Here is a 24,022-nt window from a genome sequence, read left to right on the forward strand (position 1 = left end):
GCCTGGTTTCCGGGTAGCCGGTGCACCAAATGGCAGCGAGCCGGAGTTTCCCCCGGCTCGCTGATGTCGTCAGGTGTTGATCAGGACCAGTTGCCCTGGCGGAAGTCCATGGCGAAGGCCGATGCGGCCTTCCAATTGATCGACTTCGACTTGGCGGTGAAGACGGCGTTCTGGTGGAGAACGGTATAGGCGGGGTCTTCGCGCTCGCAGATCTGCAGCATGCGGGCGAAAGCGTCATGACGCTTGGCGCGATCGGTGCTGGTCTCGAGGAAGGTCGACAGCGTGTTCATCTCGGCGTTGGTCCATTCGCCGACCTGTTGCTGCTGGCCGTTCGGACCGTGCTGGGCGACGATCGAGGAAACCGGATCGGCGAAGCTTGCGGAGTTCGACCAGTCGCGGACGGCGCGCGTCGGCGTCTTTTCGAGGATCTGCTGCCAGTTTTCCTTCATCTCGATCTGCACGTTGAGGCCGACCTGCGCCCACATTTCGACGAGGATCTGCGCCGTCGGGGTCTGGTTGGTATAGTAGTTGTTCAGCAGCCGATACGGGATCGGATCGCCCTTGTAGTTGGCTTCCTTGAGGAGCTGGCGGGCGAGATCAGGATTGTATTCCGGCACGGTCCAATCCTTGACCAGCATGTCGCCATAGAAGTCCCACTGCAGGCCGGCCGGAACGCGCGTGCGGCCTGCCCAGAGCGAGTCGACGATCGCCTGGCGGTCGATGGCATGCGTGAAGGCGCGGCGAACCAGCGGGTTGCCGAGCTGGGCATGGGTCTTGTCGAACACGGTCAGGCGGTGGTTGGTGATGATGCCGCCCTGGACTTCGAAGGCAGCGTTCTTTTCGATTCCTTCGATCTGGTCCGGCGGGATGTCGCTGGCGAGATGATATTCGCCGGACAGCAGGCCATTGACGCGCGAGGCGACTTCCGGAACTTCGACGAAGCGGATCTGCTTCACCGGAGGACGGCCGCCCCAATATTCGTCATGCGCTTCGTAGATCAGGTAGGTGTCCGGCTTGAACTCGGCGACGCGGTAGGGACCGGTGGTGATCGGTGCGCGGGCCCAGTCGAGATAGCTCTTTGCCTCATCCCAGCTGCGGCGGTTGGCGATGGCACTGGCGGCAACGGAGATGCGGCCTTCCATCGTCACGTCAGGCGAACCGTTGACGAAGCGGACGGTGTATTTGTCGACGATTTCGATGCCGAGCAGGGCCGGCCAGATGCGGCGGGCGACGGCCGGAATTTCGACCGGCAGTTCCTTGCTTTCGCGGCCGAGCGGGTTCTTTTCGGTGACGAAGATCGTCTTGCCGGTGCTCGGCTGCGTATCGCCGAACATGCGTTCCTTGCTGAAGGAGAAGGCGACGTCTTCGGCCGTCATCTCGTCGCCATTGTGGAATTTGACGCCCTGGCGCAGTTTCAGCTCGACGGTCTTGTCGTCGATACGGCGCCATTCGGTGGCGAGCGACGGAACGGCCGAGAGGTTGCCGAGCCAGTCGAGGCCGACCAGGCTTTCCCAGAGCGACGAATTGAAGATGCGCTGGCCGACATTCGACTGTTCGCGCAACGTATCCAGTGTGTTCGAGTTCGAGATCTTCTGGACGGCGATGGTGATCGAAGGACGGTTGTCGGCCTGGGCGATGGAAAAGCGCGGCAGGATCAGCGAGCTGGCGACGCCGGTGGCAAGGCCGAGAGCACCGCGACGGGTGAAGGTGACCATGGGAATATCTCCTTGGGTTCTCTGGTAAGTCGGATCAATGGCTGCGTTCGATCAGGCCTTCGGGACCGGAGCGATAATGGGTCAGGGTTCTGTCGGCATGTTTCAGGCGCCAGGAGAGCGCCTTCCGCGCATAGTCCCGCACGAGCGCGGCATAGGCCGGATCGTCGGCGAGATTGGTGAATTCGTTCGGATCGTGCTGCAGATCGAAGAACAGCGGCGGCAGCGCTGCGAAATGAACGTATTTGTATCGCTCGTCCTGGATGACGCAGAGGCTGCAATCATTCATGCCGAGGCCGAGAAAACTTTGCGGCTCGGAATAATAGACGTCGCGGAAGTCGTATTCGTAGTGCAGCTCAGTGCGCCAATCCTGCGGCCGGCCCTCGCTGAGGAAGGGCAGCAGCGACAGGCCGTCACAGGCGTGTGGGATCTTGCCGCCGAGCCAGTCGAGTAGGTCGGCATGACGTCGATGCTCTCGGCGAAGCCGCTTTCGATCGCGCCGGCGCGAGCATTTTCGCCGGCGTCCTTGATGACAAGCGGAATGCGGAAGCTCGGATCGTTGTAGCCGATCTTGCCGAGTAGGTGATGATCGCCGAGCTGCTCGCCGTGGTCGCTAGTGAAGATGATCAGCGTATCTTCCCACTGTCCGGTCTCGTCGAGATAGTTAAAGACCCGGCCAAGGCAATCGCCGACCTCGGTGATCAGGCCGCAATAGGTCGCGCGCATCTGGCGCAGTTCCGCTTCGTCGAGCGTTGCGCCTGACCCTTCGGCGCCCTGGAAGAAGGAGCCGCGGCGGATGCTGTCGACATAGAATTTCATCAGCGGATGTTGTGCAGCCTCGATATCCGGGCTGGCCGCGCGGATCGGCGCCGGCATGTCTTCCGGCCGGTACATGGCGTGATAGGGAGCGGAGGCGACGAAGGGCGGATGCGGCCGGTAATAACCGAGATGCAGGAAGAAGGGCTTGCCGTCGCGACCCTTGAGATAGGTCAGCGCCCGCTCGGTGAAGAAGGTCGAGTCCGAAAATTCCTTCGGAATGCGTGACGGACGGTCGGTGGCGCCGGCAACGGCGTCCTCGCCCTCGGGCAGCCAGATATCAGGACGATGCTCCGGCAGCTCGAAGCCGTTCTGTGCCACCCAGCCGAAATAACCCTCCATGTTGGGTTCGAAGGCGCCGACCGGATGGAAGCCGTCCATCATGTCGCCGAGCACCTTGAAGCGCGGATCGTTCGGCGAAGTGGTGCGCGGATCCGGCACCGTCGTCGTATAGCCGATCAGCGCCGGGTCGTAGCCGACGCCGCGCAACGCCTTGCCGAGGTTGAGGTGGCGCTGGTCGAGCGGCACCGTGTTCTGCACGGCGCGATGGTTCATCAGATAGAGGCCGGTGAGCAGGCTCGCACGGGCCGGGCCGCAGGGAACGCAGGTCGTCACATGGTTCCTGAAGGTCACGCCCTCACGGCAGAGCCGGTCGAGATTAGGCGTCTTCAGGAAATCGTTTTTCCCGTCGTCACGCAGAACGTGCGGAACGAAATCGGCTCGCCATTGGTCAACGACGATGAGGAGAACGTTTTTCTTTCGCATGGAGCCCCCACTTGTGCGGGGCTGTTTGAACCGCGATTATTTCAGCGCGATGACCACTTTTTCAAAGTTCCATGACATTAAACGGATCGTGGGTTTCTTCGCTTTTATTCCATGAGCGTCATAAAATTGTAATACTTGTGACACAACAGCCGTTCACCGCGCGAGGCGGCTCCCCGGCTCTCGCTATCGGGCTTTCTTCGTCTTCCGGCTAATAACAATTGCTTTCCGACGCCAAGACAGCCGAAATCTGCATGGTTGAATTCCCGGCGTGACAAATTAGATTTGTCCCATGAGCGGACCGCGAGGAGTTTCGAGCGGAGACTGGTTGACGGCGGGCAGGCTGGATCTGCCTGCTGGCGGTGGTGCGTTCGCGATTCCCCGGCTGGCCATCGGCTTATTTCTGGTTGATCAGGACCGGCACCGCATCGCCGTCGGTTCCGATCGTAAGCGGGTCGTGCCGCTGCGTGCCGGCGACGGCTGGATTCTGCCGGCCGGTTCGTCGGGCACCTGCGAATATGACGATGAGCTCTCGTTTCTGAGAGTGGATCTGTCGGATGCCTTGCTCAAGGATGTCGGTTTCGACAGGGCCGTCTTCAATCCCGTCGTTGGCAGCCTCGATCCGCTGCTGGTTCAATTCGTCCGTCACGCGGCCTCTCTTCGGGATGCACCGCAATCCCTCTATCGCGATACGATGAACCTTGCGGTTGCAGCACATTTGGCCCAGCTGCTCTCGCCTGCCCCGCTGTCATCCATTGGGGTCGAGGACCGGCGGCTGCGCCGTGCACTGGCATATATCCACGACAATCTCGCCGAGGATCTTTCCCTTGACGACATGGCTTCCGAGGCGGCAATGAGCCGGTTCCATTTCGTGCGCATCTTCACCGCTGCGCTCGGCACGTCGCCGCTACAATATGTCATCCGTGAGCGAATGGAACGGGCCAAGGTGCTGCTCAGGACCACGGGCGTTCCGGTTGCCGCCGTCGCCATCCGCGTGGGTTATGACGACGTGTCCCGCTTCGGTCGGCATTTCAGGCGCAGTACAGGGCTCACGCCGGCAGCGTTTCGCAGACGATAGCGCTCCGACCGAGAATGACAATAAACACATAACAAATGCCAACTATCGCTCCGGCGCCTGCGCGCCGATGCTGCGAAACTCCTCCTCGTACCTGATTAAACCGGCGATGACGGCGAGGAAATCTTCGATGAGACTATCGACCCTTTCTGCAATTGGAGCAGCCCTGCTGCATTCGACGGCCTTTGCGGCTGGCATCGAGACGCGTCCCGTCTCCTTCCAGAACGAGGGAGTGACGCTTGCCGGCACGCTCTATCTCCCGGCCGACTACAAGCCGGGCGAAAAGCGCCCCGGCGTTCTGGTAACTGGCGCCTGGACCTCGATCAAGGAGCAGATGTCCGGCCTTTACGCGGAGGAGATGGCCGAGCGCGGCTTCATTGCCCTCGCCTTCGATTTCCGCGGCTGGGGCCAGTCCGGCGGCAATATCCGTTTCAAGGAGGATCCGGCGGCCAAGACCGATGATATCGTGGCGGCGGCCGACTTCATGGCAACCTTGCCGGAAATCGATGCCGGCAAGATCGCCGGTCTCGGCATCTGCGCCTCCGCCGGCTATATGGCGGCGGCGGCTTCGGGCAATCCCGATTTCACCGCCATATCGTTGGTGGCGCCGTGGCTGCATGACAAGGCGATCGTCGAGCGGATCTATGGCGGTGCGGACGGCGTCTCCAGGCTGATCGCCACATCCCGCGAGGCTGAGGAAGCCGAGCGCAACGGCCAGCCCCGGATGATCGTTGCCGCAAGCGCCAATGACAGCACGGCGCTGATGTACCAGATCCCCTATTATACCGAGCCCACTCGCGGCCTCATCCCGCAATATGACAACAAGTTCAATCTCGCCTCCTGGGAGCCATGGCTGACCTATGACTCGGTTGCCACCGGTGACCGCCTCGACAAACCGACGCTGATCGTCCACTCGGAAGCGGCCGCCGTTCCGCAAGGCACACATGCCTTTTTGGCGCGCCTTCATGGTGATGCGTCCGAGATCTGGCTCGACGGCGTCACCCAGTTCGATTTCTACGACAATCCCCAGCATGTCACGCCGGCGGCCGATGCCGTGGCGGCGCATTTCGAACGGATCAACAGAGGCTCCTGATAGCTGACAAGGAGATGACTATGAAAACCCTCGTTCTCACCGCGGCAGCCGGCGTGTTGCTGGCGTCGTTTACCGCCAGGGCCGAATCGATCGGTGCTGACGACCGGGCGGCCATCATCGACACCATTACCGACATTGCCGCTGGCGCCGACCGCCACCAGTGGGACCGCGTGCGCGGCGCCTTCGCCGACACGGTGACGCTGGATTACACCGGCCTCTGGGGCGGCGAGCCGACCACCCAGCCGGCCGAAGCCGTCATCCGGCAATGGTCTGCTTTTCTCCCGGGCTTCGATCGCACGCTGCATCTCGTCAGCAACCACGCCATCGTCGAAAGCGCTGGCCTCACTGCGGTGGCCGAGGCCGATTTCCAGGCCGTCCACCGGATCGGCTCAGAGAGCTGGGTACTGATGGGACATTATCGATATGACCTCACCAAGATCGATGGCGCCTGGAAAGTCTCCCGACTGGTGATGACGCCCAACCATGAGACCGGCAACCGGGCCCTGGTCAACAGGGCCGCGGAACGCGCCCGGCAGCCGGGCTGATCCGGCCTGCTACTCTCAGTTTCAAGGAGACCCACATGCGCAGATCATCGCTCGTTCGCGCCCTCTTCGTTTCAGTTGCACTCTTTTCCGGAGGAGGCGTCATGGCGGCAAGCCCGGAAGAAAACCGCAAGGTCATCACCGACTACTACGCCGCCTACGGCAGCGGCGATATGAGCCGCGTCACGGCGTTCTTCGCCGACGATATCGAATGGCACATTCCCGGCCATCATCCGCTGGCCGGCGTCAAGCGCGGCAAGGAAGAGGTGGCGGCATTCTTCCAGCAGCTGGGCAAGGCCGGTTTCCGTGCCGAGCTGATCGCGCTGATGGCCGACGAGAACTGGGTGATCGACATGCATCGCGGCTGGTCGGGACGCGACGGCCTGGCCAATGTCGATACGATCTGGGTGCTCGCCTTCCGCATCGAGAACGGCAAGATCAGGGAAGCACGCAACTTCTCCTATGACCAGGCGGCGGCCGATACCTTCTTCTGGCAGGCCTATCCGCTGAAACCCCTGCCCGACCGATTGCTCGAATGAGCTTATACCAGGTGATCCGTCGACGCGTCGAAGAGATGGATCTGGCCCGGATCGATCGAAAGTCCGATCATGTCTCCCGCTTTGACCCTGTCGCGCCGCGTCTCGACGATCGTCAGCTCCGGCTCTGTCGCCGCGACGATGAAGGTTGACGAGCCGGTCGATTCGACGAAGGCGATCGGTACATCGAAGCTGCCATGCCCGGGCTCGACGACGCCGATATGCTCCGGCCGGATGCCCGCGACGAGCTTACGTCCGGGCTCGACGGCGCGGGTGATTGCAAGCGTCTGCTTCACTGCGCCGAAATCCAGGATGAGGCTCTTGCCGCCTTCCGCGGCAATCGCGGGAATGAAATTCATGGCCGGCGAACCAATGAAACCGGCGACGAACCGGTTCGCCGGCCGGTCGTAGAGATCAAGCGGCGCGCCCTGCTGTTCAATGATGCCGTCGCGCATCACCACCACATGGTCGGCCATCGTCATCGCTTCGACCTGATCGTGCGTGACGTAGACGAAGGTTGCGTGCAGTCGGTCGTGCAGCGACCGGATTTCCTTGCGCATGTGGACGCGCAGCGCAGCATCGAGGTTGGACAGCGGCTCGTCGAACAGAAAGGCCTTGGGGTGGCGGATAATGGCGCGGCTCATGGCGACGCGCTGGCGCTGGCCGCCGGAAAGCTCGCGCGGATAGCGCTTCAGGAGATGCGAAAGACCTGTCGTCGCCGCCACGTCCTCGGCGGCCTTCTTGGCCTCGGCCTTGGCGATGCCGCGGATGCGCAGGCTGTAGGTCAGGTTCTCCTCGACCGTCATATGTGGATAGAGCGCATAGGACTGGAACACCATGGCGACGTCACGCTTGCGCGGCGGTACGCCGTTCATCAGCTCGCCGGCAATCCTGAGATCGCCCGACGAAATGCTTTCGAGGCCGGCCAGCGAACGCAGTAGCGTGGACTTGCCGCAGCCGGACGGGCCGACGAGCGCAACGAAAGTGCCCTTGGCGATCGAAAGGTCGATATTCTTCAGGGCGTGGAAGGCGCCGTAATATTTGTTGACGCCTCTGAGCTCGATCTGTGTGGTCATTTGAGGGCTCCAGAGGTGAGGCCGGATACGATGCGGCGCTGCAAGAGAACGAAGATGGCGAGGATCGGTGTCACATACATCGTGGCGTAGGCCATGATGTTGTTCCATTCGTTGGTGTTCGGCCCCATGAAGGAATTGAGGCCGACGCTTGCCGGCTGAAGCTCGGCCGCCTGGATCATCGACTTCGAATAGACGAATTCGCCGAAGGCCTGCATGAAGATCAGGATGGCGCTGACCAGGATGCCGTTTCGAGCGAGCGGCAGCACGATATTGAAAAAGGCGCCGACGCGCGAATTGCCGTCGACGAGTGCTGCCTCCTCCAGTTCCTGGGGAACGCTCATGAAGGTGGCGCGCACCAGGATGACGAAAAAGGGCATGCTCTTTGCCGCGACCGCAATGATGACGGCAAGGCGCGGAGTGGAAAGCAGGCCGATCTGCGAGAAGCCGACGAAGATCGGCGTGATCATCAGCGAGGCCGGCAGGACCTGCAGCATCAGGATCAGGAACAGGCCGATATCCACCCAGACGTTGCGGTATCTGGCGAGCACATAGGCGCAGCCGACGCCGAGCACGGTGATCAGCGCCATGGAACCCAGAGCGATGACCAGTGAGTTCCAGAGGTAGCGGCCCATGTCGCGGCTTTCCCAGACATAGGTATAGGTGCCCCATTGGGGTGCTGCCGGCCAGAAGCTCGGCGGCGTCGCGAACATCTCCGAGCCGCTTTTCAGCGCGGTGATGTACATCCAGTAGAGCGGGAAGAGATAGATCGCCGCCATGACGATCGATATTGCGAGCATCAGCCGGTCGCGGTTCGTCGTATTCATCCGCGCACCTCGTGGCGTGTGGACCGGACATAGACGACGGATGCGAACATGACGAAGACGATCATGATGACGGAGATCGTTGCGCCCTTGGCGAAGTCGTATTGGCGGAAGGACAGATCCCAGGCCCAATATTGCGTGACATTCGACGAATTGTTGGGCCCGCCCGACGTGATCGCGGCGAAAAGATCGAACTGCTGCAAGGTGAAGATCAGGCCGAGCGCGATGATGGCGCCGATGGTCGAGCGCATCATCGGCAGCGTGATTGTCCAGAAGCGCTGCCAGACGTTGGCGCCGTCGAGTTCGGCCGCCTCAAAGAGGTCGGCCGGAATGCCTGCAAGACCAACGGAAAGCAGGATCATGTTGAACGAGGTGCCGAGCCAGACATTGGCGATGATAACGGCATAGAGCGAATAATGCGGGTCCGAGCGCCAGAAGATGTTGCCGGAGATGATGCCGCTTTCCTTTAGAATGAAATTCAACACGCCGAAATCGCCCGACAGAATCCAGTTCCAGATGGCGCCAACGACGAGGCCGGGCATCACCCAGGAGACCAGGAACAGGCCGCGCATCCATGAGGCGCCGGGAAAATTGACCCAGAAGAACAGCGCCAGGCCGAAGCCGATCAGGAACTGGCCGGCGATGGAGCCAACGACGAAGATGACGGTGTTATAGAGGATCGGCAGCGTTTCCGGCTGCGCGAAGAGGTCGGTATAATTCTTGAAGCCGACGAAGGGACGCGAGAAGGTCCCGAGGCTGAACATGTCGACCTCCTGGAAGCTCATCACGACATTGTAGATCAGCGGCAGCCCCGCCATCAGGAACAGAAAACCGAGCGGGAAAGCGACCAGCACGATATCGAAACCGCGGCCGTCCCTGACGCTCATCAGGATCCTCTTCATGGGTCCTCCGATACTCCGAACGGGGCCGCCTGGCGCATGATGCGGAAGACGGCCCCCGCCGGGAGGAAATGGTTGGATGGCTGTTGAGCCATCGGTGGATCCCCTTCTCCCCAGCGGGGAGAAGGTGGCGGCAGCCGGATGAGGGGCAGCGAACTCGGCGTCTGCTGTTCTTCACTTGCGTTCAGAACATTCATCGCTGTCGCTCCTCACCCCTCATCTGCCCTTTGGGCATCTTCTCCCCGCTGGGGAGAAGAGGAGCAAGAGGCTGGCTCGACGCCAACTAGCCTAATACAGCCTTGATCTTGTCGGCTGCCTGGTCGAGCGCGTCTTTCGGGCTCATCTGGCCGGTGAGTGCTGCCTGAATAGCGTCCTGGATCGCCTTGGAGATCTTCGGCCATTGCGGATGCGGGCCGCGCGGCTTGGCGTATTTCAGCTGTTCGAGGAAGACCTTGAGGGCGGCATCCTTCAGCGGCTGACCGGTTTCCGGGATCGAAATGTCGGAGCGAGCCGGAAGCTGGCCGAAATTCTTGAACATCTTGTCGTCATGCGAGGCGAAATATTCGAGCGCCTTGAAGGCTTCGACCGGATGTTTGCTGGTGGAGAAGATCGCCCAGTTGAAGTCACCCATGGCCGACGAGCGTTCAGCGCCTTCCTTCGGAACCGGAAGCAATGTGACGCCCCAGTCGAACTTCGCTTCCTGGCTCATGCGGTCGAGCTCCCAGGGACCCGAGATCGCCATTGCCGCATTGCCTGAGTTGAAGGTGCCGGTCGAATCCCACTGGCCGCGCGTCAGCGTGTCGGGGGAAGCAAGCTTCTCGTCCATGATCGTCTTCCAGACCTCAAGCGCCTTCACCGCGCCCTCGGCATTGATATTTTCATAACTGCCGCCACCCATCTGAGCCCAGGGAAGGAACTGGAAGGTGCCTTCTTCATTGGCCTTGGCCGAGAAGGCGAGACCGTAGACGTTCTTGGCGGGGTCGGTCAGCTTGCGCGCATCTTCGACGAGCTCGTCCCAGGTCTGCGGTGGCTTGTTCGGATCGAGGCCCTTCGCCTTGAACATGTCCTTGTTGTAGTAGAGCGCGATCGTGTTCGTCGCCTTCGGCACGCCAAAATACTTGCCGTCCCACTCCACGGATTTCAGCGGTCCGGGGAAATAGTTTGCCGGCTTGATGACCGTCGACTTGGAGATCATGTCGGTGAGGTCGAGGAAGGCGCCGCGCGACGAGAACAGCGCATGCTCCGGATTGTCGACGGCGATGATGTCGGGCGCCTGGCCGGTTGCATAGGCGCGCATGGCCTCGGTGACGACGTCGTCGAACTGGATCAGCCGGTATTCGATCTTGATGCCGTTGTTCTGGGCGTTGAACTCCTTGACGAGGTTCGGCGCCGGCTGGATGTCCCTGTCCAGCGACCAGAGCGTCAGCGTGACGTCTTCGGCCCTGGCCGAAAGGCCGGTGAGCGAGATGCCTGCAAGCGCCAGAGCGCCCAGAATTGCATATTTGCGGATAGCCATGGTTCTCCTCCTTTGTGGTTATCCCCGTTTCCGGCAATTCCTCTTTGCCGGCCACGATATCATCAGACCGGATCGACGACGAATTCGCCGCCCCGGGCATGCTTGAGGTGGTTGAGCGCATAGACCTGGCCGGTCATTTCAAGCGCGTCGCGATAGACCGGGTCGTGCCAGCCTTCGATATCGATGGAGCCCGACCAGCCGGCAAGGCGCAGCTCGGAAATGATGTCGGTCCAGTTGCTGTCGCCGAAGCCCGGCGTGCGCATGAAGACGAACTTCTCCTTGCCGAAGATGCCGTGTTCCTTGATGACCTCCCAGCGGATGGTCGCGTCCTTGCCGTGGACGTGGAAGAACTTGTGCGCCCATTTGCGGATCTGCGGCAAAGGGTCGATCAGATAGACCATCTGATGGCACGGCTCCCACTCCAGCCCGATATTATCGTCAGGCGTCTCGTTGAACATCAGTTCCCAGGCGTCGGGATTATGGGCGATATTCCAGTCGCCGGTCGCCCAGTTGCCGTCCATGGCGCAATTCTCGAAGGCGATCTTGATGCCCTTGTCGGCGGCGCGCTTGGCAAGCTCGCTCCAGATCTGCTTGTAGCGAGGCAGGCTGTCGGTCAGCGGCTTGCCGCGGATGCGGCCGGTGAAGCCGGCAACGCAGGTGGCGCCGAAGTGATGGGCATTGTCGATGCAGTCCTTCCAGCCCTGCAGCGTCTCGAGGTCGATCGCGGTCTCTTCCAGCGGATTGCCGAACATGCCGAGCGTCGAGATGGTGATGTCGCGGTCGCCGATCGCATCGAGGCAGCGCTTGCCGAGTTCGGCAAGGTCCTGGCCCTTGGTCGTCTGCCAGAAGAAGGGTTCGAAGCTTTCGAAGCCCATGCCGGCGATCTCGCCGATGCGGGTTGCGGCATCGCCCTTGTTGCCGCTGACCATGGTGCCGATACGAATGGATTTTGCAGGGTTGCTCACGTCACGTCATCCTATGCTGAAATTTCGACGCGCCTGCCCGTCTTGGCGCTTTCGATCGCGCCGAAGACCATGGCAAGGCTTCGGATATTGTCGGAATTGACCGTCTCGGGCCGTTTGCCGGTGCCGATCGCCGCGATGAAGTCGGCGATGACGCTGGCGTGACCATGGGTCTCCTCGTCATGCTCCGGACCGGGAACGTTTACGGCAGCGTGCCCACGCAAAAGGCCGGGCTCTTCACCGGCGATGGTCGCCTTGAAACTCTCTTCCCCATTCCAGGTGAGCATTCCCTTCGAGCCGACGAGGCGCCACTGGCTTTCCCAGCTGGTGCGCTCGCCCTCGGCGCACCAGGAGCCGCGATAGGTGAAGACGATGTCGTCGGAAAATTCGAAGATGGCATTGGCCGAGGCGCCGTGCCGGTACCACGAACCCTTCGGATTGCGCTCGACGCAATAGACGGCAAGCGGCTTCCTGTCGGCGACGTAGCGGGCCGCATCGAAAGTGTGGATCGCCATGTCGAGAAGCAGGACGTTGTCCATCTCTTCGCGGAAGCCGCCGAAATGCGGGGCCAGGAAGAAGTCGCAATGGATGCCGGTGAGTTCGCCGATCGCGCCGCTTTCGACGAAGCGGCGAAGGCGCCTGACGCCTGATATGAAGCGGCGGTTCTGGATGACGGCGTGGATGCGGCCGGTCTCGGCGGCAAGATCGATCAGCGCGGCGCCCTCGGCAAGCGAGGCCGCCATCGGCTTTTCGCTGAGCACATGGCAGCCGGCCTTGAGTGCGGTGGAAACGACGTCGTAGCGCGCGGCTGGAATGACGATGTCGAAGACCAGGTCGGCCTTTGTGGCCGCGATGACGTCGGACAAGTCCGAACCGATGACGGCGCCTTCAAGGCCGAACTCCGCGGCCAGCTTTTCCGCCGTCTCCCGGTTCAGGTCGACTAGGCCGACGATGATGATGGAGTCGGCCAGCAGAGGGTTGGAAGCGATGGCGCGCAACCAACCTTTGGACATAGCTCCGCACCCGCACAGAATGGCATTGAATTTCACGACTTCCTCCAGGGGAACGGTGTCAACTCTCCTCGTGACACGCACTCCGTAAACGTTTACGACTGTAGGCGAAAACATTTTGCGGTGTCAATAGACGCCAAATGGGAAATTACGGCCCCCAGATCCGGACGGATCTGAACTAAAGAAATGGAGCATGATGTCGTCCGAAAACCGCGCACACTTTTCGGCATCATGCTCCGGGGAAAATCGTCAGCGATGAAAGGGATTCGCCAGCTTGCCGAACACTTGAATATCTCGATCGGCACGGTCTCCCGCGCGCTGAATGGCAAGCCTGATGTCAATCAGGAAACCCGCCGGCGGGTGTTGGCGGCGGCCGAGGAACTCGGCTATGTCGCCAACCAGTCTGGGCGGAGCCTGAGGCAGGGGGAGACGAAGGTCATCGGGTTGATGATCGAATCCAGCAAGGAGACGGTCGAGAACGCCGACAACTTCTTCCTCGGCGTCACCAGCGGCCTGCAGAGCGTCTTTTCCCGCCACAAGCTAGACCTCATCATGTTGCCCTGTCCGAGCGACGAGGACCCGCACGAATATCTGAAGCGGATGGTGGCGCGGCGCATCGTCGATGCGATGATCATCTCGGACACGCAGCGCGTCGACCGACGCATCGACTTTCTATCGCGGGCGAAGATCCCCTTCGTCGCGCTCGGCCGCAGCCTTTCGGCCAGCAATTTCCCCTGGATCGATCTCGATTTCGAGGGCGTGGCCGACCATGCCGTCGAGCGGCTGATCGCGCTGGGCCACCGCCGGATCGCGATCACCGCGCCGTCGAGCGAGGCCAACCTCGGCTATCTCTTTGTCGAAAGCTATCGCCGGGCGCTCGAGCGGCACGACATTGCCTTCGACCCGTCACTCGTCATCCGCGTCAGGTCGAGCGAACAGGGCGGCTATCAGGCGGCCCATGAGCTGCTGCTGCACGAAGAGCGGCCGACGGCGGTGATCCTGATCTACGAGCTGATGGCGATCGGCCTTTACCGCCGCCTGACGGAATCGGGCGTCATGCCCGGCCGCGACCTTGCGGTGATCGGCTTCCGCGACGCTCCGCGCGCACGGTTCCTGCAGCCGTCGCTGAGCTGCTTCCGCATCTCGCTCTACGATCTCGGTGTCGCGCTCGGCCGGATGCTTCTCGCCACCATGCCGGCCTATCGAGATTTCTATCCGGGAGGCGAGCGCAACATCATCTGGCCCCTCGAACTGATGCCGGGCGAAAGCGATGCATTCGATGTGGGGGCCATGGTCTGAGACCGGCAGGTTGGGTATATTCCCTCTTGATGTAGAGTGGATGGTTTTGATGAAAATGTCCTTCATGACCGGCGCAGCCTTCAACCGGAATCCGAGCAAGGCGAAGAAGGAAGCGAGCGAGCGGCCGCTGGTGATCACTGATCGCGGCGAAGCGGCCTATGTGCTTGTCAGCTATGCTGAATTTCAGGTGAACTGGACGCCGAAGACGCTGTTTGAGGCATTGCGCGATCCCTCCGCTGATGAAAGGGAATTCGCACCCGCGCGGCTGGGCTTTGACAACAGGACCGTCGAATTCTGACGATTACGCCGTCGTATTGCCGCGCGGGGATTGCCCGTAGCGTCTTACGCACTGGCGGCGAAAAACCGGTTCTCCGGCCGCGGCAATCCGAGATGTTCGCGTAGCGTCGTGCCCTGGTATTCGCTGCGGAACAGGCCGCGGCGCTGCAGCTCGGGAACCAGCCGTTCGGTGACGTCGGTGAGACCCTGCGGCAGATAGGGGAAGACGATGTTGAAGCCGTCCGAACCCTCCTCGTCAAGCCAGCGCTCCATCTCGTCGGCGATGCCGGCCGGCGTGCCGACGAAGGCGAGGCCTGCATAACCGCCATAACGCTGCGCCAATTGGCGGACCGTCAGATTTTCCTCGGCCGCAAGCTTCAGCACCTGGGCGCGGCCGGTCTTGCTGGCATTGGTGTCGGGAATATCGGCCGGCAGCGGCGCGTCGGGATCGAAGCCCGAAGCGTCATGGCCGAGCGCAATCGAAAGCGAGGCGATGGCGCTGTCGTAATGCACCAGACTGTCGAGTGTGGCGCGTTTGGCGCGTGCCTCGTCGATGCTGTCGCCGACGATGACGAAGGCGGCGGGCAGGATCTTCAGATGGTCGCGGTTGCGGCCGATGGCTTCCATGCGACCCTTGATATCGGCATAAAGCGCCCTGCCCGCGGCAAGATCGCGCGGCGAACAGAAGACCATCTCGGCGGTCTCAGCGGCAAGCTGGCGGCCAGGGTCCGACTGGCCGGCCTGGACGATGACAGGCCAGCCCTGCGGCGGCCGGGCGATATTGAGCGGCCCGCGCACGCTCAGTTCCTCGCCCTTGTGGCCGAGCACATGCATCTTTTCCGGATCGAAGAACAGGCCGCTTTCCCGGTCGCGGATGAAGGCATCGTCGGCGAAGCTGTCCCAGAGCCCGGTCACGACATCATAGAATTCCCGGGCGCGATGATAACGCTCGCCATGCTCCACATGTTCGTCAAGGCCGAAATTGAGGGCGGCGTCGGGGTTGGACGTTGTGACGATGTTCCAGCCGGCGCGGCCGCCGCTGATATGGTCGAGCGAGGCGAAACGACGGGCGATGTGATAGGGCTCGTCGAATGTGGTGGACGCGGTCGCGACGAGGCCGATACGATCCGTCACCGCCGCCAGCGCCGACAGCAGCGTGAAGGGCTCGAAGGAGGTCACGGTGTGGCTGCGCCTGAGCGCCTCGACCGGCATGTTGAGCACGGCAAGGTGATCGGCCATGAAGAAGGCGTCGAATTTCGCCCGCTCCAACGCCTGCGCGAAGGACTTCAGATAGGCGAAATTGAAGTTGGCGTCGGGATAGGAACCGGGATAGCGCCAGGCGCCGGTATGCAGGCTGACGGGACGCATGAAGGCGCCGAGGCGCAACTGCCGTGGGGTCATGATTTTTCCTCATGGATCGGGCAAGGCGGCCGCCTGCCCCGCATTGGGCGTTCTCTCTGCAATCGCTGCGGCGACGCATCTGACATCGGTTACGTAGGAGGTCGCCGCAGTCAAAACGAGACCGGAGCGCCAGTTCTGGGCAGGAATTTTGTCGCTTCCCAGGCGACCGCGTCGCACGAGTGCCGGCCCGCGACACTAATCGCGGCGGTCGGAGCCTGATAAGCAAACACTTTTTATTTTCTATCACATCTATAGAATTTGTACTCTTATCTCGGCGTTCGATTTCTTCCACCGATAGGCTCGTCAGAATTGGAGACATCGATGAACACCGTGCTGAGGCAAGCAGACCAGATCCGGCCCGTGGCCGACCGTATCGGCAGCGATGATGAGGCGATCGCCACCGCCCGCAGACTGGCGGCCCAATTTGCCGCACGCGCAGCCGAGCGCGACGCCGACCGGATCCTGCCGTTTAGCGAACTGGATCTTCTCGCACAGTCCGGACTTCTGGCGATCACCGTGCCGGCGCAATATGGCGGCCTCGACGTCTCCAACGCCGTGCTTGCCGAGATCACCGCGATCCTGTCGGAGGCGGACGGCTCGATCGGCCAGATCCCGCAGAACCATTTCTATATTCTCGAGGCGCTCAGAACCGACGGTGGGGAGGAGCAGCAGCGCTATTTCTTCGGCCGCGTGCTGGCCGGCGATCGTTTCGGCAATGCGCTTTCCGAGCGCGGCACCAAGACGGTCGGCCACTACAATACGCGCATCACCCGCGACGGTCCGGGTTACCGGATCAACGGCCGCAAATTCTATTCGACCGGCGTCCTCTTCGCCGACTGGATCACCATCTTCGCGCTCGATCCGGAGGATCGGTTGACCATGGCCTTCGTGCCGAAGGGCACCGAAGGCGTCGAGATCGTCGACGACTGGGACGGTTTTGGCCAGCGCACCACCGGCAGCGGCACGACCATCCTCGCCAATGTCTATGTCAGCGCCGATTCCGTGGTCTTCCACCACAAGGGCTTCGAGCGGCCGACGACGATAGGCTCCGTCGGCCAGATCATCCATGCTGGCATCGATCTCGGTATCGCACGGGCGGCCTTTGCCGAAACGCTGGAGTTCGTCAGGACGAAATCGCGCCCCTGGATGGATAGCGGCCTTGAGCGTGCCTCAGACGATCCGCTGACGATCGCCAAGGTTGGCCAGATCGCCATCCGGCTGGAAGCCGCAACGGCTCTGGTGGAGCGCGCCGGCCACAAGGTCGATGCCGCGCAGGTCGAGACGACGGAGGAAAAGGTGATCGCGGCCACGCTGGCCGTCGCTGCGGCGAAGGTGCTGACGACCGAAGTGGCGCTCGAGGCCTCGAACACGCTTTTCGAGCTTGCCGGAACCTCGTCGGTGCAAACAGGCCTCAATCTCGACCGCCACTGGCGCAATGCCCGCACCCATACGCTCCACGATCCCGTGCGTTGGAAATATCACGTCGTCGGCAACTACCATTTGAACGGCGTAGCGCCGCCGAAGAACGGCGCGCTCTGAAATTTCCCGCTCTTCCAGATGAAAACCCCATTGCCGGCGCCGGCAATGGGGTTTTTGCTTTCGATGAAAGGTGGCCGCCTCAGCTATAGAGGCTGACCTCCGGTATCTTGTCGTTCAGCACGAATTCGCCGACTTCCTTCGCCTTGTAGAAGACAGGATCGTGCAGCGTGTGGGTGCGGACATTGCGCCAGAACCGGTCGAAACGGTACTTGTCGGCCGTCGAGCGCGCGCCCGTCAGCTCGAAGACGCGCGAGGTGATGTCGAGCGAGACATGGGTGGCGTGGACCTTGGCGGCATAGGCTTCCGCCGCCGCCTCGCCGCGCTCACGCGCGGTGACGTCGCGGCCGCGGGCAAGACCCGCCTGCACGGCAGCTGCGGCGTTGTCGGCAAGGGCCGTCGAAGCCTTCAGCGCGGCGGTGAATTCGCCGACGCGTTCGAGGATATAGGGATCATCCGCCGCCCGCTCGACACCGGAGGTGATCCACGGCCGGGTCGTGTCGCGGACGTAATCGACGGCTGCCTGCAGCGCGCCTTCCGCTGTGCCGAGATAAAAATTGACGAAGACCAGCTGGATGAACGGCGTATTGAAGGTCGACAATACTGGCGGCGCCACGTCGGGTGCAGCCGGCGCGCCAACGAAATCCTCCTCGTAAACGGGGAAATCATGAAATTCGACGCTACCGCTGTCCGACAGGCGCTGGCCGATATTGTCCCAGTCGTCATTGGCGACGTAACCTTGACGATTGGTCGGCACGGCGAAACCGGCTATCTTGTCGTCGAGCGTCGCATTGGCATTGATATAGTCGGACACCCGAGCCGCCGTGGAAAAGGACTTGCGTCCGTTCAGCACATAGCCGTTGCCGCGACGGGTGAGCACCAGCCCGGGATCGCGCGGATTGACGGCCGCCCCCCAATAGAGGTTCCTGGCGACCGTATCGCTGCCCAGCGCATGAGCGCGCGCCGCATCGAGGGCCCAATAGATGTACTGGCTGTTGACGTAGTGGTAGCCGAGCAGCTGGCCGATCGAGCTCTCGCCACGGGCGAGAATGCGCACCAGCCTAAGCCCGTCGACCCAATCGAGGCCACCGCCACCGATTTGCGTGGGATGCAGCGCATTGAGCAGCCCGGCATTCTTCAATTTGACGATCTCAGCGAGCGGCGGACGGCCTTCGCGGTCGAGGTCTGCGCCGCGCCGCGACAGGTCGGCAGAGATCTCCTCGGCACGGGCAAAGAGGTCTTCGCGCGTCGGATTTCGGCTGGCCGCGAAGATGACATTGGATTGGCTCATGGGCGGAACTCCAATTCTCCAAAAAGATGATCCGGCGGGAGCCGCACGCTTCCGCCGGAAGGATCGAAGCGCGAGCTCTCAGAACAGCTTGTCCGGGATCCAGCTGGCTGTTGCCGCATCGCTCGTGCTGAAGGCCGGGATCTTTTCGGCCAGTTCCTCGATCGTCTTGACGCCGGCTGCACGCAGGCTTTCCTGCGTCAGAAGCGTCGGCTTCACGGTGATTTGGTGGGGAACCGTCTGCCCGGCGATTTCGAGTGCTGCGGCGCGAATGGAGACGGCGCCGACGACGGCGGGATTGGTCGCGACGGTCGCGACCCACGGGCTGCCCTCCTCGGTGATTTCCTGGATATCGGCCGTCGAGACGTCGGCCGAATAGATCTTGAGCTTGCTTGCTATGCCGAGATCATTGGCGGCGAGCTTCACGCCGCGGGCGAATTCGTCATAGGGGGCGAAGACGACCGATATATCGGGATTGGCGGTTAGCACGGCCTTCGCCTGATCGGCAGTCGAAGTCGCCGTCGTGTCGCTGACATTGCCGAAACGGGCCTTTTCGACCACGCCTTTATTGTCCGACTTGAACTTATCCCAGACTTCGTTGCGGCGGTCGAGCGGCGCAAAGCCGGCGACATAGACATAACCGGCGTTGAAGCTGTTGCCGTTGTCCTTCACCACCTGTTCGAGCGCCAGTGACGCGAGTTCGTGATCGCTCTGCTCCACCTGCGGAATCTTGGGATTGTTGAGGTTGACGTCGAAGGCCACGACCTTGATGCCCTTGTCGAGCGCCTGTTGCGCGACGTCGCCGAGCGATTCCGGCAGGCCATGATCGATGACGATGCCGGAGACGCCGAGATTGATCGCCTGCAGGATCTGTTCGCGCTGCTCGGCGGCATCCTGCCGGCCGGGGAAAATGCGCAGGTCGATATCCAGCGCCTTGGCCTGGGCTTCAGCCCCTGCCTGGTAGGCCTGGAAGAAATCGCCGGCCGAGATGTAGCTGATCAGCGCTACTTTGACGCCGCCCTTGTCGAAAGGGGCAGGAGCGCCGGACAGACCGTCGGCTTTTGCGCCTTGAATGAAAATGAACGGAATGACGGCGGCAGACAGTGCGAGCCGTGCGAGGGATTTCATCGTCGCGTTCCTTTTAGCAATCGGGAGCGTCGTCTGACAGGTCTGGCAGCCCTCGCGACGCGTCGGATTATTAGATATAATCTCTATGTTTTTAGTAGAGTAAATGATCCGATTTTACGGGCTGTGGGAGATTCTTTGTTTCCCGAGGGCAGTTCGCCGGGGAAAGCCGTGCCTGGAGTTCGACCGCCCGGACAGGGCACACTCCGGCTTCGATTGCAGTCCCGGACCTTTATCGATGCCGCTTCTTCACATTGAAAATATCACCCGCAGTTTTGGGTCGACGCGGGCGCTTGCCGGCGCTGATTTTTCTATGGAACGCGGCGAGATCGTGGCGCTGATGGGCGCAAACGGCGCGGGCAAATCGACGCTGGTCAAGATCCTTTCCGGCGTGCTTCCGGCCGATGGCGGCATGGTCAGTCTCGATGGCCGCGCCTTCGCGCCGCGTAGCCCGGCTGAAGCAGCAAGGGCCGGTGTCGTCACGGTGCATCAGTCGACGGATCTCGTCGGCGCGGCCGGCCTGACCGTTGCCGATGCCCTGCTGCTCAACCGGTTTGCCGATCGCAGCACACCCTTCTTCGTCTCGCGCGCCGGCATCCGCCGCGCCGCGCAGTCCATGCTCGATGCCGCGGGCTTCACCCTGCCGCTGGACCGTGATTTCGGTGACCTCGCCAGCGCCGATCGGCAACTGGTGGCGATCGCCCGGGCGCTTGCCAACCGCGCCGATCTCCTCATCCTCGACGAGCCGACGGCAAGCCTTTCCGGAGAGGAAAGCCGCCGCCTCTTCGATATTCTGCTGAGGCTTCGCAAGCGCGGACTGGCGATCCTCTATATCTCGCACCGTACCGCCGATCTCGAAGCCATCGCCGACCGCGCGCTTGTCATGCGCGGCGGCCGCGTCGTCGGCACCTTCGCGCGGCCGATCGATTTTTCGAGGGCCATCGAGACGATGATCGGCCGCAGACTGGATGCGGCTCGGCCGGATGCGCGGCCTGCGACCGGGCCAGTGATTTTCGAGATGCGCGATATCAGACTGCTCTCTGGGGCCGCCTCCTTCGATCTGTCATTGCATGAGGGTGAGGTGGTGGCGGTGACCGGGGTGCTCGGCGCCGGCAAGAGCCGGCTGCTGTCGGCGATCTTCGGGGTGACGGCGCTTGCCGGCGGCGCGATGTTCCTCGGGGGCCGGCCCTATCGGCCGAACAACCCCGCTGAAGCGATCGCCGCAGGTGTGGCGATGGCGGCCGAAGATCGTCATCGCTCCTCGCTGATGCCGCCGGCATGGCCGGGCCATTCGCTGTCGGCGACCATCAGCCTGCCGCATCTTGGCAAATGGTATCCGCGCGGTTTCCTTGTCGGCGGCCGCGAGCGACGCGAAGCCGAACAGGCAATCGCCCGTCTCGGCATCAAGGCCGCGGGTCCGCTCGCCTCGGTCTGGTCGCTGTCCGGAGGCAACCAGCAGAAGGCGGTGATTGCCCGGTGGGAAGCGGAACCGAGCTGGCTGCTGCTGCTCGACGAACCCTTCCAAGGTGTCGACGTCGGCGCCCGGCACGACATCATCCGGGCAATCCGCGCCCGCACCGACCGGGCGACGCTGATTGCGACCTCCGACCCGGAGGAGGCCTATGAGGTGGCCGACCGCATCCTCGTCATCGACCGCCACGTGTTGAAGCCCGCTGCAGGCGGAATTGCCACTCCTTCCGCCATTCAGGGAATATCCGCATGACGACGATCGATGACGACACTCTTCCGCAGGCAAGCGTCCGGCCGAAGGCATCGCCGCAAGCCGATAACGGCCGTCTCGCAGCCCTCGGGGCGTTCCTGCGGGCGGGCGCGGTGTTCATCCTGCTGGCGCTGCTCATCGTCGGCTTCACCATTGCCCAACCCGCCTTCATCAATATCGCCAATCTGATGAGCATCCTGCAGGCGGTGTCCGTCGTCGCCATTCTCGGCGCCGGCGTCACCGTCACACTGGCCGTCGGCGGTTTCGATCTGTCGATCGGCGCGGTCGCCGCATCGAGCGTGATGGCGGCCAGCTATGCGATGATCGTCTGGGGCCTTGATGCCTATGCGACGGTGCCGCTGGTGCTCGCCTTCGGTGCCTTGGTCGGTCTCGTCAACGCCTTCCTCATCGTGCGCCTGAAGGTGCCGGATCTCTTGGCGACGCTGGCGATGATGTTCCTGCTTTCCGGCCTGCAGCTGATCCCGACCGCTGGCCGGTCGATTTCGGCCGGCCTCACCCTGCCCGACGGCTCGAAGGCGACCGGCGCCTACGATCCGGCCTTTTTGCTGATCGGCCGCTACAGCATCCTCGGCACCCTGCCCGTTTCGGTGGTGCTGATGGCAGCGGTCGCCATCGCACTCTTCATTCTCACCGAACGCACCCGCATCGGCCGGCTACTGTTTGCGACCGGCGGCAACGAGGTCGCGACCCGGCTTGCCGGCGCCTCGACGGTGCGGCTGAAGACGCTCGCCTATGTCCTATCGGGCACGCTGGCATCGCTCGGTGGCGTCGTCATCGCCGCTCGCGTCGGGCGTGGCGACATTTCCTCCGGCGGTTCGCTGCTGATGGATTCGGTCGCCGCCGCGCTGATCGGCTTTGCCGTCTTCAATCTGCGGCGTCCGAACGTGCTCGGCACCATTGCCGGCGCCGTCTTCGTCGGCGTGCTGCTCAATGGTCTCACCATGCTGAACGCCCCTTATTACACCCAGGATTTCGTCAAGGGCGCCGTGCTCGTCGGAGCCTTAGCGCTGACCTACGGCCTCGGCCGCAGCAATCCCTAATTCCAAGGAAGAAAAACATGACTCGCGAAATCAGGCTGAACGCCTTCGATATGAATTGCGTCGGACACCAGTCGCCGGGGCTCTGGCGCCATCCGCGCGACAAGTCCTGGACCTACAAGGATCTCGACTACTGGGTGCATCTGGCAAAGACGCTGGAGCGCGGCAGGTTCGACGGGCTGTTCATCGCCGACGTGCTCGGCGTCTACGATGTGCTGAACGGCAATGTCGATGCCGCACTGCGCCATTCGGCGCAGGTGCCGGTCAACGATCCGCTGCAACTGATCCCGACCATGTCCTATGAGACCGAGCACCTCGGCTTCGGCCTGACGGCGTCGCTTTCCTTCGAGCATCCCTACACCTTCGCCCGCCGCATATCGACACTCGACCATCTGACCAAAGGGCGTGTCGGCTGGAATATCGTCACCTCCTACCTGAACAGCGGCGCGCTCAATATCGGCCAGCCGGCGCAGACGAAGCATGATGACCGATACGACCTCGCCGAGGAATATCTCGAGGTCTGCTACAAGCTCTGGGAGGGAAGCTGGGAGGACGGCGCGGTCGTCCGCGACCGGGAAACCGGCATCTTCACCCATCCGGAAAAAGTCCATCCGATCCGCCATTCCGGCAAGCATTTCAACGTGCCCGGCATTCACTTGAGCGAACCCTCGCCGCAGCGCACGCCGGTGCTCTACCAGGCCGGCGCTTCCAGCCGCGGCAAGGATTTCGCCGGCGCCCATGCCGAGTGCATCTTCGTCGCGTCGCCATCGAAGGCCGTGCTGAAGCGCTACGTCGCCAATGTTCGCGAGGCGGCCGAACGCGTCGGCCGCAACCCGCGCGAAATCCTTGCCTTCAATCTGCAGACCGTGATCCTCGGCGAGACCGACGCGGAGGCGCAGCGGAAGTTCAACGAATACCGCAAATACGCCTCCTTCGAAGGAGCGCTGACGCTGATCTCCGGCTGGACCGGCATCGATTTCGGCCAGTTCGGGCCGGACGAGGCGCTGCGGCACCGCCATACCAATGCGGTGCAATCGGCCGTCGAGACCTTCACGACCATCGATCCCACCAAGGAATGGACGGTGCGTGAAATGGCCGAGTGGGTCGGCATCGGCGGTTTCGGCCCGGTTTTCGTCGGCTCGCCGCAAACGGTCGCCGATCTGATGCAGGAATGGATCGAGGATACCGATGTCGACGGCTTCAACCTTGCCTATGCCGTGACGCCCGAGAGTTTCGAGGATGCCGTCGACCTGCTGGTGCCGGAACTGCAAAAGCGCGGCGTCTACAAGACCGACTACGCCAAGGGAACGCTGCGGGAAAAACTCGGGGGAGCGGGGCCGCGGCTCATCGCGCCGCATCCGGGGGCGGCCTATCGCAATCTTTTCGCCGAGCCCAGGCGCCAAGCCGCCAGCGGTTGAGGAAATAATGGCTGGGTGACAAAAAAGTGTCTCGCCCAGTCTGGCCATTCGAATTTAATTTCTATGATAATCGGCATTTCA

20 protein-coding genes and 1 pseudogene are annotated in these 24,022 nt (G+C 62.3%); 10 read left to right on the forward strand and 11 right to left on the reverse strand.

Features of this window, described 5'->3' with window-relative positions:
- Positions 1-80: 80 nt before the first annotated feature.
- Both BA011_RS40380 and pehA read right to left on the reverse strand, forming a co-directional pair.
- Positions 81-1,715, reverse strand: coding sequence for an ABC transporter substrate-binding protein (locus BA011_RS40380; RefSeq protein ID WP_065284925.1), 1,635 nt, complete (start codon positions 1,713-1,715; stop codon positions 81-83).
- A gap of 34 nt (positions 1,716-1,749) precedes the next feature.
- A pseudogene (pehA, locus tag BA011_RS40385) lies at positions 1,750-3,293 on the reverse strand (phosphoric/sulfuric ester hydrolase PehA).
- 289 nt (positions 3,294-3,582) lie between these two features.
- Here pehA and BA011_RS40390 point away from each other — a divergent pair.
- The 4 genes from BA011_RS40390 (at position 3,583) to BA011_RS40405 (ending at position 6,539) form a co-directional block, all read left to right on the forward strand.
- Positions 3,583-4,368 (forward strand): AraC family transcriptional regulator, encoded by a 786-nt coding sequence (locus tag BA011_RS40390; RefSeq protein ID WP_237352889.1) that lies wholly within the window; start codon positions 3,583-3,585, stop codon positions 4,366-4,368.
- 127 nt (positions 4,369-4,495) lie between these two features.
- The gene (locus tag BA011_RS40395; protein WP_065284927.1) at positions 4,496-5,458 is read left to right on the forward strand and encodes an alpha/beta hydrolase; all 963 of its coding nucleotides are present in this window, start codon (positions 4,496-4,498) and stop codon (positions 5,456-5,458) included.
- A gap of 20 nt (positions 5,459-5,478) precedes the next feature.
- Positions 5,479-6,003, forward strand: a complete 525-nt coding sequence (locus tag BA011_RS40400; protein ID WP_065284928.1) for a nuclear transport factor 2 family protein — start codon at positions 5,479-5,481, stop codon at positions 6,001-6,003.
- Between the two features lie 35 nt (positions 6,004-6,038).
- The gene (locus BA011_RS40405; protein WP_065284929.1) at positions 6,039-6,539 is read left to right on the forward strand and encodes a nuclear transport factor 2 family protein; all 501 of its coding nucleotides are present in this window, start codon (positions 6,039-6,041) and stop codon (positions 6,537-6,539) included.
- Between the two features lie 2 nt (positions 6,540-6,541).
- On the opposite strand, the gene BA011_RS40410 is transcribed toward BA011_RS40405, so the two are convergent.
- The 6 genes from BA011_RS40410 to BA011_RS40435 all read right to left on the reverse strand — a co-directional run bounded on the left by BA011_RS40410 (position 6,542) and on the right by BA011_RS40435 (position 12,859).
- The gene (locus tag BA011_RS40410) at positions 6,542-7,612 is read right to left on the reverse strand and encodes an ABC transporter ATP-binding protein (protein ID WP_065284930.1); all 1,071 of its coding nucleotides are present in this window, start codon (positions 7,610-7,612) and stop codon (positions 6,542-6,544) included.
- Positions 7,609-8,436: a carbohydrate ABC transporter permease gene (locus BA011_RS40415; protein WP_017957468.1), complete on the reverse strand. Its 828-nt coding sequence runs from the start codon at positions 8,434-8,436 to the stop codon at positions 7,609-7,611. Before BA011_RS40415 ends, BA011_RS40410 begins: the two co-directional genes overlap by 4 nt.
- Positions 8,433-9,335 (reverse strand): carbohydrate ABC transporter permease, encoded by a 903-nt coding sequence (locus tag BA011_RS40420; protein ID WP_028743425.1) that lies wholly within the window; start codon positions 9,333-9,335, stop codon positions 8,433-8,435. The genes BA011_RS40415 and BA011_RS40420 overlap by 4 nt, the downstream gene beginning before the upstream one ends.
- A 280-nt stretch (positions 9,336-9,615) precedes the next feature.
- Complete coding sequence (locus BA011_RS40425) at positions 9,616-10,848, reverse strand: ABC transporter substrate-binding protein (protein ID WP_065284931.1); 1,233 nt, start codon at positions 10,846-10,848, stop codon at positions 9,616-9,618.
- Positions 10,849-10,910: 62 nt separating this feature from the next.
- On the reverse strand, positions 10,911-11,813 hold the full coding sequence (locus tag BA011_RS40430) for a sugar phosphate isomerase/epimerase family protein (RefSeq protein WP_017957465.1): 903 nt from the start codon (positions 11,811-11,813) through the stop codon (positions 10,911-10,913).
- An 11-nt stretch (positions 11,814-11,824) separates the two neighbouring features.
- Positions 11,825-12,859 (reverse strand): Gfo/Idh/MocA family protein, encoded by a 1,035-nt coding sequence (locus tag BA011_RS40435; RefSeq protein ID WP_065284932.1) that lies wholly within the window; start codon positions 12,857-12,859, stop codon positions 11,825-11,827.
- 216 nt (positions 12,860-13,075) lie between these two features.
- Between BA011_RS40435 and BA011_RS40440 the strand changes: the two genes are divergently transcribed.
- Together BA011_RS40440 and BA011_RS40445 are read left to right on the forward strand one after the other, a co-directional pair.
- The gene (locus BA011_RS40440; protein WP_065285010.1) at positions 13,076-14,119 is read left to right on the forward strand and encodes a substrate-binding domain-containing protein; all 1,044 of its coding nucleotides are present in this window, start codon (positions 13,076-13,078) and stop codon (positions 14,117-14,119) included.
- 49 nt (positions 14,120-14,168) lie between these two features.
- Positions 14,169-14,417, forward strand: coding sequence for a type II toxin-antitoxin system Phd/YefM family antitoxin (locus tag BA011_RS40445; protein WP_237352890.1), 249 nt, complete (start codon positions 14,169-14,171; stop codon positions 14,415-14,417).
- Between the two features lie 44 nt (positions 14,418-14,461).
- Here the strand turns inward: BA011_RS40445 and BA011_RS40450 are convergent, their stop codons facing one another.
- Positions 14,462-15,796 carry an LLM class flavin-dependent oxidoreductase gene (locus BA011_RS40450; protein WP_065284934.1) on the reverse strand — a complete coding sequence of 445 codons (1,335 nt, stop codon included), beginning with the start codon at positions 15,794-15,796 and terminating at the stop codon, positions 14,462-14,464.
- A gap of 321 nt (positions 15,797-16,117) precedes the next feature.
- On the opposite strand from BA011_RS40450, the gene BA011_RS40455 reads away from it, so the two are divergent.
- Positions 16,118-17,335, forward strand: a complete 1,218-nt coding sequence (locus BA011_RS40455; RefSeq protein ID WP_065284935.1) for an SfnB family sulfur acquisition oxidoreductase — start codon at positions 16,118-16,120, stop codon at positions 17,333-17,335.
- Positions 17,336-17,414: 79 nt separating this feature from the next.
- Here the strand turns inward: BA011_RS40455 and BA011_RS40460 are convergent, their stop codons facing one another.
- Together BA011_RS40460 and BA011_RS40465 are read right to left on the reverse strand one after the other, a co-directional pair.
- Positions 17,415-18,623, reverse strand: coding sequence for an acyl-CoA dehydrogenase family protein (locus BA011_RS40460; RefSeq protein ID WP_065284936.1), 1,209 nt, complete (start codon positions 18,621-18,623; stop codon positions 17,415-17,417).
- Between the two features lie 78 nt (positions 18,624-18,701).
- Entirely contained in the window at positions 18,702-19,748 is a 1,047-nt protein-coding gene (locus tag BA011_RS40465; protein WP_065284937.1) for a substrate-binding domain-containing protein, read from the reverse strand.
- Positions 19,749-19,983: 235 nt separating this feature from the next.
- Between BA011_RS40465 and BA011_RS40470 the strand changes: the two genes are divergently transcribed.
- From BA011_RS40470 to BA011_RS40480, 3 genes are read left to right on the forward strand one after another with little or no spacing between them, the layout of a single operon-like run.
- The gene (locus BA011_RS40470; protein ID WP_065284938.1) at positions 19,984-21,468 is read left to right on the forward strand and encodes a sugar ABC transporter ATP-binding protein; all 1,485 of its coding nucleotides are present in this window, start codon (positions 19,984-19,986) and stop codon (positions 21,466-21,468) included.
- Positions 21,465-22,526 carry an ABC transporter permease gene (locus BA011_RS40475; RefSeq protein ID WP_065284939.1) on the forward strand — a complete coding sequence of 354 codons (1,062 nt, stop codon included), beginning with the start codon at positions 21,465-21,467 and terminating at the stop codon, positions 22,524-22,526. The genes BA011_RS40470 and BA011_RS40475 overlap by 4 nt, the downstream gene beginning before the upstream one ends.
- Positions 22,527-22,543: 17 nt before the next feature.
- Positions 22,544-23,941, forward strand: coding sequence for an LLM class flavin-dependent oxidoreductase (locus BA011_RS40480; RefSeq protein ID WP_065284940.1), 1,398 nt, complete (start codon positions 22,544-22,546; stop codon positions 23,939-23,941).
- The last annotated feature ends 81 nt before the right edge of the window (positions 23,942-24,022 follow it).

It is taken from the genome of Rhizobium leguminosarum, assembly GCF_001679785.1.
Classification (GTDB): domain Bacteria; phylum Pseudomonadota; class Alphaproteobacteria; order Rhizobiales; family Rhizobiaceae; genus Rhizobium; species Rhizobium leguminosarum_R.

What these genes read in the sequence shown, in the direction of transcription:
- BA011_RS40465 (WP_065284937.1), bottom strand. Translation starts at nt 19,748, where the DNA reads ATGAAATCCCTCGCACGGCTCGCACTGTCTGCCGCCGTCATTCCGTTC.
- BA011_RS40420 (WP_028743425.1), bottom strand. Translation starts at nt 9,335, where the DNA reads ATGAAGAGGATCCTGATGAGCGTCAGGGACGGCCGCGGTTTCGATATC.
- BA011_RS40410 (WP_065284930.1), bottom strand. Translation starts at nt 7,612, where the DNA reads ATGACCACACAGATCGAGCTCAGAGGCGTCAACAAATATTACGGCGCC.
- BA011_RS40440 (WP_065285010.1), top strand. Translation starts at nt 13,076, where the DNA reads ATGAAAGGGATTCGCCAGCTTGCCGAACACTTGAATATCTCGATCGGC.
- BA011_RS40450 (WP_065284934.1), bottom strand. Translation starts at nt 15,796, where the DNA reads ATGACCCCACGGCAGTTGCGCCTCGGCGCCTTCATGCGTCCCGTCAGC.
- BA011_RS40415 (WP_017957468.1), bottom strand. Translation starts at nt 8,436, where the DNA reads ATGAATACGACGAACCGCGACCGGCTGATGCTCGCAATATCGATCGTC.
- BA011_RS40475 (WP_065284939.1), top strand. Translation starts at nt 21,465, where the DNA reads ATGACGACGATCGATGACGACACTCTTCCGCAGGCAAGCGTCCGGCCG.
- BA011_RS40380 (WP_065284925.1), bottom strand. Translation starts at nt 1,715, where the DNA reads ATGGTCACCTTCACCCGTCGCGGTGCTCTCGGCCTTGCCACCGGCGTC.
- BA011_RS40445 (WP_237352890.1), top strand. Translation starts at nt 14,169, where the DNA reads ATGAAAATGTCCTTCATGACCGGCGCAGCCTTCAACCGGAATCCGAGC.
- BA011_RS40460 (WP_065284936.1), bottom strand. Translation starts at nt 18,623, where the DNA reads ATGAGCCAATCCAATGTCATCTTCGCGGCCAGCCGAAATCCGACGCGC.
- BA011_RS40405 (WP_065284929.1), top strand. Translation starts at nt 6,039, where the DNA reads ATGCGCAGATCATCGCTCGTTCGCGCCCTCTTCGTTTCAGTTGCACTC.
- BA011_RS40455 (WP_065284935.1), top strand. Translation starts at nt 16,118, where the DNA reads ATGAACACCGTGCTGAGGCAAGCAGACCAGATCCGGCCCGTGGCCGAC.
- BA011_RS40480 (WP_065284940.1), top strand. Translation starts at nt 22,544, where the DNA reads ATGACTCGCGAAATCAGGCTGAACGCCTTCGATATGAATTGCGTCGGA.
- BA011_RS40400 (WP_065284928.1), top strand. Translation starts at nt 5,479, where the DNA reads ATGAAAACCCTCGTTCTCACCGCGGCAGCCGGCGTGTTGCTGGCGTCG.
- BA011_RS40395 (WP_065284927.1), top strand. Translation starts at nt 4,496, where the DNA reads ATGAGACTATCGACCCTTTCTGCAATTGGAGCAGCCCTGCTGCATTCG.
- BA011_RS40425 (WP_065284931.1), bottom strand. Translation starts at nt 10,848, where the DNA reads ATGGCTATCCGCAAATATGCAATTCTGGGCGCTCTGGCGCTTGCAGGC.
- BA011_RS40470 (WP_065284938.1), top strand. Translation starts at nt 19,984, where the DNA reads ATGCCGCTTCTTCACATTGAAAATATCACCCGCAGTTTTGGGTCGACG.
- BA011_RS40390 (WP_237352889.1), top strand. Translation starts at nt 3,583, where the DNA reads ATGAGCGGACCGCGAGGAGTTTCGAGCGGAGACTGGTTGACGGCGGGC.